Origin of the sequence: Mycobacterium sp. (genome assembly GCF_019243155.1) — a bacterium.
In the GTDB taxonomy this organism is placed as follows: domain Bacteria; phylum Actinomycetota; class Actinomycetes; order Mycobacteriales; family Mycobacteriaceae; genus Mycobacterium.
The window spans coordinates 1-6,823 of record NZ_JAFAUS010000275.1 but is presented as its reverse complement, the minus strand read 5'-3'; the positions used below and the strand labels follow the sequence as shown (position 1 = coordinate 6,823).

At 66.7% G+C, this 6,823-nt stretch carries 6 protein-coding genes; 5 read left to right on the top strand and 1 reads right to left on the bottom strand.

Features of this window, described 5'->3' with window-relative positions; translation table 11 throughout:
• Nucleotides 1–24 precede the first annotated feature (24 nt).
• Genes JOZ00_RS13605 through JOZ00_RS13595 form a run of 3 tightly spaced genes read left to right on the top strand, consistent with a single transcriptional unit; the run spans nucleotide 25 to nucleotide 2,114 of the window.
• Nucleotides 25–1,104, top strand: coding sequence for a CaiB/BaiF CoA-transferase family protein (locus JOZ00_RS13605; protein ID WP_293344480.1), 1,080 nt, complete (start codon nucleotides 25–27; stop codon nucleotides 1,102–1,104).
• Between the two features lie 58 nt (nucleotides 1,105–1,162).
• Nucleotides 1,163–1,618 carry an SRPBCC family protein gene (locus JOZ00_RS13600; protein ID WP_293344479.1) on the top strand — a complete coding sequence of 152 codons (456 nt, stop codon included), beginning with the start codon at nucleotides 1,163–1,165 and terminating at the stop codon, nucleotides 1,616–1,618.
• Between the two features lie 49 nt (nucleotides 1,619–1,667).
• On the top strand, nucleotides 1,668–2,114 hold the full coding sequence (locus tag JOZ00_RS13595) for an SRPBCC family protein (protein ID WP_293344478.1): 447 nt from the start codon (nucleotides 1,668–1,670) through the stop codon (nucleotides 2,112–2,114).
• Between the two features lie 7 nt (nucleotides 2,115–2,121).
• Here the strand turns inward: JOZ00_RS13595 and JOZ00_RS13590 are convergent, their stop codons facing one another.
• Entirely contained in the window at nucleotides 2,122–3,312 is a 1,191-nt protein-coding gene (locus JOZ00_RS13590) for a pyridoxal phosphate-dependent aminotransferase (protein WP_293344477.1), read from the bottom strand.
• 205 nt (nucleotides 3,313–3,517) lie between these two features.
• On the opposite strand from JOZ00_RS13590, the gene JOZ00_RS13585 reads away from it, so the two are divergent.
• Together JOZ00_RS13585 and JOZ00_RS13580 are read left to right on the top strand one after the other, a co-directional pair.
• Nucleotides 3,518–4,729 carry an acetyl-CoA C-acetyltransferase gene (locus JOZ00_RS13585; protein ID WP_293344476.1) on the top strand — a complete coding sequence of 404 codons (1,212 nt, stop codon included), beginning with the start codon at nucleotides 3,518–3,520 and terminating at the stop codon, nucleotides 4,727–4,729.
• Nucleotides 4,730–4,733: 4 nt separating this feature from the next.
• Nucleotides 4,734–6,823 (top strand): 3-hydroxyacyl-CoA dehydrogenase NAD-binding domain-containing protein (locus JOZ00_RS13580; protein WP_293344475.1); only part of this gene is annotated, 2,090 nt, incomplete at its 3' end.

The following is a 6,823-nucleotide window of genomic DNA, read 5'->3' as shown; positions in this document are numbered from 1 at the left end:
GGTGAAGAAGGGCAAGTAATCGCGGTGGGCAACAGCGGGCCGTTGGCCGGGGTGCGGGTGATCGAACTCGGCGGGATCGGACCGGGCCCGCACACCGGAATGGTGCTGGCCGACTTGGGAGCTGACGTGGTGCGGGTGCGCCGGCCGGGGGGCCTGCAAATGCCGGCCGAGGACCGCGATCTGCTGCATCGCGGTAAGCGGATTGTCGACCTGGACGTCAAGACACAGCGCCAGGCGCTGCTGGAGTTGGCCGCCAAAGCCGACGTGCTACTGGACTGCTTCCGGCCCGGCACTTGCGAGCGACTCGGCATCGGTCCCGACGACTGCGCCGCGGTCAACCCGCGGCTGATCTTCGCGCGGATCACCGGGTGGGGTCAGGACGGACCGCTCGCGCAGACGGCCGGCCACGACATCAACTACCTGTCGCAGACCGGTGCCCTGTCCGCGCTCGGCTACGCCGACCGACCGCCGATGCCACCGCTGAACCTGGTCGCCGATTTCGGGGGCGGTTCGATGCTCGCCCTGCTGGGCATCGCGGTCGCGCTCTTCGAGCGGGAACGTTCGGGCAAGGGTCAGGTCGTCGACGCGGCGATGGTGGACGGGGTCAGCGTGCTGGCCCAGATGATGTGGACGATGAAATCGACTGGGGCGCTGCGGGATCGGCGTGAGTCGTTTCTGCTCGACGGCGGCGCGCCGTTCTACCGCTGCTACGAGACCTCCGACGGCAAATACCTGGCCGTCGGTGCGATCGAGCCGCAATTCTTCGCCGCACTGCTCGACGGCCTGGGCCTGACGCCCGATGACGTGCCCGGCCAACTCGACAGAGATTCCTACCCGCGGATGCGCGACATCTTCGAGAAGCGGTTCGCCAGCCGGAGCCGCGACGAATGGGCGCGGGTCTTCGTCGGCACCGACGCTTGCGTCACCCCGGTGCTGACGTGGAGCGAGGCCGCCACCGACGAGCATCTGACGGCGCGGTCGACGGTGATCACCGCGCACGGGGCCGAACAGGCCGCGCCGGCGCCGCGCTTCGCGCGCACGCCGGCCGGACCCGTCGGGGCGCCGCCGCAGACGACGACATCGCTTGACGAAATCGGCTGGTAAGTAACGATCAGCGCGAAATCCAACCACTTGGAGAGCACCGGCGTTAGGTTGTTCTGCAGTGGCCGTAAAAGCATCGCGAGAATTTATCGTCGACGCGCCGCCAGAGGTGGTCATGGAGGCGCTGACAGATGTCGGTGTCCTGTCATCGTGGTCGCCGCTACACAAACACATCGAAGTGATCGACCGATTCCCCGACGGGCGACCCCACCACGTCAAGACCACCATCAGGATCCTGGGTCTCGTCGATAACGAGATCCTCGAATATCACTGGGGCCCCGACTGGGTGGTGTACGACGCCAAAGGGACCGCGCAGCAGCACGGCCAGCATGTCGAGTACAACCTGAAACCCGAGGGCGTCGACCAGACGCGCGTGCGGTTCGACCTCACCGTCGAACCGGCGGGGCCCATTCCGGCTTTCGTCGTCAAGCGGGCCGCCGAAAAGGTTCTCGACGCTTCGATGAAAGGGCTGACCGAACTGGTCGCGGGGCGCCCGGATTCGGGCCAGCCAAAGTAATTGCCGCTATTCCCGGCCCTAATGGATCGCGATTGCTAATTTTGTAGCAGTGGCCGTTCAAGCGACGTCGGAAATTCTCATCGACGCGCCTCCGGAAATCATCATGGAGGCGCTCGCCGACATGGACGCGGTGCCATCATGGTCATCGGTGCACAAGCGCGTCCAGGTCGTCGACAAACATGCCGACGGGCTGCCGCACCACGTGAAAGTCACCATTTCAGTGACTGGCATCCACGACACGGAATTGCTCGAATATCACTGGGGGCCGGACTGGATGGTGTGGGACGCCGCCAAGACCGCCCAGCAGCACGGCCAGCACGGCGAGTACAACCTGAGCCGCGAGACCGCCGAAAGGACCAGGGTGCGGTTTTCGATCACCGTCGAACCGTGGGCGCCGTTACCCGAGTTCTGGGTGAACCGGGCTCGCAAGAAGATCCTTCACGCCGCCCTCGAAGGGCTGCGAAAGCGCGTGATGGAGGGCTTTGGCCCTCTTTAAGGCCCGCTCACGAAGCCGGCTGATCGCGCAGTGCGCCCAGCCGCTTGATGGCTTCATCGAGGGTGTCGTCGCGTTTGCAGAAAGTGAAGCGCACCAAGTGATTCCACAGGTCGGCGTGCGCGGCCTCCCGATCGCAGAACGCCGACATGGGGATCGCCGCCACCCCGACCTTTTCCGGTAGCGCCGCGCAGAACGCGGTGCTGTCGTCGTAGCCCAACGGCCGGGGGTCCGCGCACAGGAAGTAACTGCCGGCACTGTCGTGTACCTCGAAGCCGATGTCGATCAGTCCGGCGGCCAGCCGGTCGCGCCGGGCCTGCAGTGAGCGGCGAAGGTCGGCCACCCACGCGTCCTCGGTGTCCAGCGCAAGAGCCACCGCGGGCTGAAACGGCGCGCCCCCGACGTAGCTCAAATATTGTTTTGCCGCCCGCAATCCGGCGATGAGTTGCGCTGGGCCACAAGCCCATCCGATCTTCCAGCCGGTGCAGTTGAACATCTTGGCCGCGCTGGAGATGGTGATCGTCCGCTCGGCCATGCCGTCGAAGCCGGCCAACGGCAGATGCCGGTGCCCACTGGGGGAGGAGTAGACCAGGTGCTCGTACACCTCGTCGGTGATCACCAGCAGGTCGGCCTCGACCGCGACTTCCGCGATGGCCGCCAACTCGGCCGCGCTCAGCACTTTGCCAGTCGGGTTGTGCGGTGAGTTGACGATCAGCGCGCGAGTCGCCGGCGTCACCGCCTTGCGCAATGCATCGGTGTCCAGAGCGAAGCCGCGGCCGTCGGCGACCAAGGGCACGGCGACCCGCCGCGTGCCTGCCATCGCGACCACCGGAGAGTAGGAGTCGTAGAACGGCTCGATGAGCAGGACCTCCGAGCCCGGCTCGACCAGGCCGATCACCGCGGCAGCGATGGCCTCGGTCGCTCCGACAGTCACCAGCACCTCGGTGTCCGGGTCGTACGTGATGCCGTAGTGGCGCTGACGCTGTGCGGCGATTGCGTGCCGCAGCGGCGCGATCCCGATTCCGGGCGGGTACTGGTTGGCGCCCTCGGCGATGGCGTCCTGGGCGGCCTTCAGCATTGCCGGCGGCCCGTCCTCGTCGGGAAATCCCTGGCCGAGGTTCACGGCTCCGATTCGCGCGGCCAGCGCCGACATTTCGGCGAACACCGTGGTCGCGTAGGGGCGCAGTCGCGACACCGTCATGGTCGTCGAGCTTAGGCGGGCGCCCGCGCCGAGCGTGACCGCAGAGCCACGCTGGGCGCCGACTGTCACCGCGGCCTCACGCTCGGGGCTCTGACCAGCGGGATTCGGCCCAACCAACAGGTTGGACGGGCGTTTTGTTAGGGTCGTGTCATCGGACCTACTCTGTAGGCGGACCCGAATCCCCATTTGCGAACAGGAAGTCGACATGTCCGAAGAAGCCTTCATCTATGAGGCCATCCGCACTCCACGCGGCAAGCAGCGCAACGGATCGCTGAACGAAGTCAAGCCGGTGAACCTGGTCGTCGGCCTGGTCGACGAGCTCCGCAGGCGTAACCCCGACCTGGACGAGAACCTGATCAGCGACCTGATCCTCGGCGTCGTCTCGCCGGTCGGTGACCAGGGCGGCGACATCGCCCGCACCGCGGCCCTGGTGGCCGGCCTGCCCGAGACCACCGGCGGCGTGCAGCTCAACCGGTTCTGCGCCTCGGGCCTGGAAGCCGTCAACACCGCCGCACAGAAGGTGCGCTCCGGCTGGGACGACCTGGTGCTGGCGGGCGGCGTCGAGTCGATGAGCCGCGTCCCGATGGGTTCCGACGGCGGCGCGTGGGCGACCGACCCCGAGACCAACTACCGGATCGGCTTCGTGCCGCAGGGCATCGGCGCCGACCTGATCGCCACCATCGAAGGCTTCTCCCGTGACGACGTCGACGCCTACGCGCTGCGCAGCCAGCAGAAGGCGGCCGAGGCCTGGTCGGGCGGCTATTTCGCGAAGTCGGTCATTCCCGTGCGCGACCAGAACGGCCTGGTGATCCTCGACCACGACGAGCACATGCGCCCCGACACCACGCTGGAAGGCCTGGGCAAGCTCAAGACCGCGTTCGACGGCATCGGCGAGATGGGCGGCTTCGACGACGTGGCGCTGCAGAAGTACCACGCGGTCGAAAAGATCAACCACGTCCACACGGGCGGCAACAGCTCGGGCATCGTCGACGGCGCCGCGCTGGTGCTGGTCGGCTCGGAAGCTGCCGGCAAGTCGCAGGGCCTGACGCCGCGGGCGCGCATCGTGGCCACCGCCACCAGCGGTGCGGACCCGGTCATCATGCTGACCGGCCCGACGCCGGCGACTCGCAAGGTGCTCGACCGCGCGGGCCTGACCGTCGATGACATCGACCTGTTCGAGCTGAACGAGGCGTTCGCGTCGGTGGTGCTGAAGTTCCAGAAGGACCTCAACATCCCGGACGAGAAGCTGAACGTCAACGGTGGCGCCATCGCGATGGGCCACCCGCTGGGCGCCACCGGCGCCATGATCACCGGCACCATGGTCGACGAGCTCGAGCGCCGCAACGCGCGCCGCGCGCTGGTCACCCTGTGCATCGGCGGCGGCATGGGTGTCGCCACCATCATCGAGAGGGTTTAAGGCCATGGCAGAGAACACCATCCAGTGGGACAAGGACGCCGACGGCATCGTCACGCTGACGCTCGACGACCCCACCGGGTCGGCCAACGTGATGAACGAGCACTACGCCGAGTCGATGCACAACGCGGTGGAAAAGCTTGTCGCCGAGAAGGGTTCGATCACCGGTGTCGTCATCACCAGCGCGAAGAAGACCTTCTTCGCCGGCGGTGACCTGAAGGCCATGATCAACCTGGGTCCGGAGAACGCCGGTGAGGCGTTCGACACGGTCGAGTCCGTCAAGCGCGACCTGCGCGCCCTGGAGACGCTGGGCAAGCCGGTGGTGGCCGCCATCAACGGCGCCGCGCTCGGCGGTGGCCTCGAAATCGCGCTCGCCTGTCACCACCGGATCGCCGCCGACGTCAAGGGACTCGTCGTCGGTCTGCCCGAGGTGACGCTGGGCCTGCTGCCGGGCGGCGGCGGGGTCACCCGCACCGTGCGGATGTTCGGCATCCAGAACGCGTTCATGAACATCCTGTCGCAGGGCACCCGCTTCAAGCCCGACAAGGCCAAGGAGATGGGGCTTCTCGACGAGCTTGTCGGCTCGGTCGACGAGTTGGTGCCGAGCGCGAAGGCTTGGATCAAGGCCAACCCCGACTCGCACGAGCAGCCGTGGGACAAGAAGGGCTACAAGATGCCCGGCGGCACCCCGTCCAGCCCCGCGCTGGCCGGCATCCTGCCGTCGTTCCCCGCACTGCTGAAGAAGCAGCTCAAGGGCGCACCGATGCCGGCGCCGCGGGCCATCCTGGACGCGGCCGTCGAGGGCGCGCAGGTGGACTTCGACACCGCCAGCCGCATCGAGAGTCGGTACTTCACCCAACTGGTCACCGGCCAGGTCGCCAAGAACATGATCCAGGCGTTCTTCTTCGACCTGCAGCACATCAACGGTGGCGGTTCGCGGCCGGACGGCATCGAGCCGGTCAAGATCAACAAGATCGGTGTGCTGGGCGCGGGCATGATGGGCGCGGGCATCGCCTACGTCTCGGCCAAGGCCGGCTACGACGTGGTGCTCAAGGACGTCAGCATCGAGGCCGCCGAAAAGGGCAAGAATTACTCGGAAAAGCTTGAGGCCAAGGCGCTTCAGCGTGGCAAGACCACCGAGGAGAAGTCCAAGGCGCTGCTGGACCGCATCACGCCGGCCGCCGATCCCGAAGCTTTCAAGGGCGTCGACTTCGTGATCGAGGCCGTCTTCGAGAACCAGGACCTCAAGCACAAGGTGTTTCAGGAGATCGAGGACATCGTCGAACCCAACGCGCTGCTGGGGTCGAACACCTCGACGCTGCCGATCACCGGTCTGGCAACCGGCGTGAAGCGGCAGGAGGACTTCATCGGGATCCACTTCTTCTCCCCGGTCGACAAGATGCCGCTGGTCGAAATCATCAAGGGCGAGAAGACATCTGACGAGGCGCTGGCCCGCGTGTTCGACTACACGCTGGCCATCGGCAAGACCCCGATCGTGGTCAACGACAGCCGCGGCTTCTTCACCAGCCGTGTCATCGGCACCTTCGTGAACGAGGCGCTGGCGATGCTGGGTGAGGGCGTGGAGCCCGCCAGCGTCGAGCACGCCGGTTCGCAGGCCGGCTACCCGGCGCCGCCGCTGCAGCTGTCCGACGAGCTCAACCTCGAGCTCATGCACAAGATCGCCACCGCGAGCCGCAAGGGCATCGAGGATGCGGGCGGCACGTACGAGCCGCACCCGGCCGAGGCCGTCGTCGAGAAGATGATCGAGCTCGGCAGGCCGTCGCGATTGAAGGGAGCCGGCTTCTACGAGTACGAGGACGGCAAACGCACCCGCCTGTGGCCGGGCCTGCGGGAGGCGTTCAAGTCGGGCAGCGCGGAAATTCCGTTGCAGGACATGATCGATCGGATGCTGTTCGCTGAGGCGCTGGAAACTCAGAAGTGCCTCGACGAGAACGTGCTGATGTCGACGGCCGACGCCAACATCGGGTCGATCATGGGCATCGGGTTCCCGCCCTACACCGGCGGTAGCGCGCAGTTCATCGTCGGTTACTCCGGTGCGGGCGGCATCGGCAAGGAAGCCTTCGTGGCGCGGGCTCG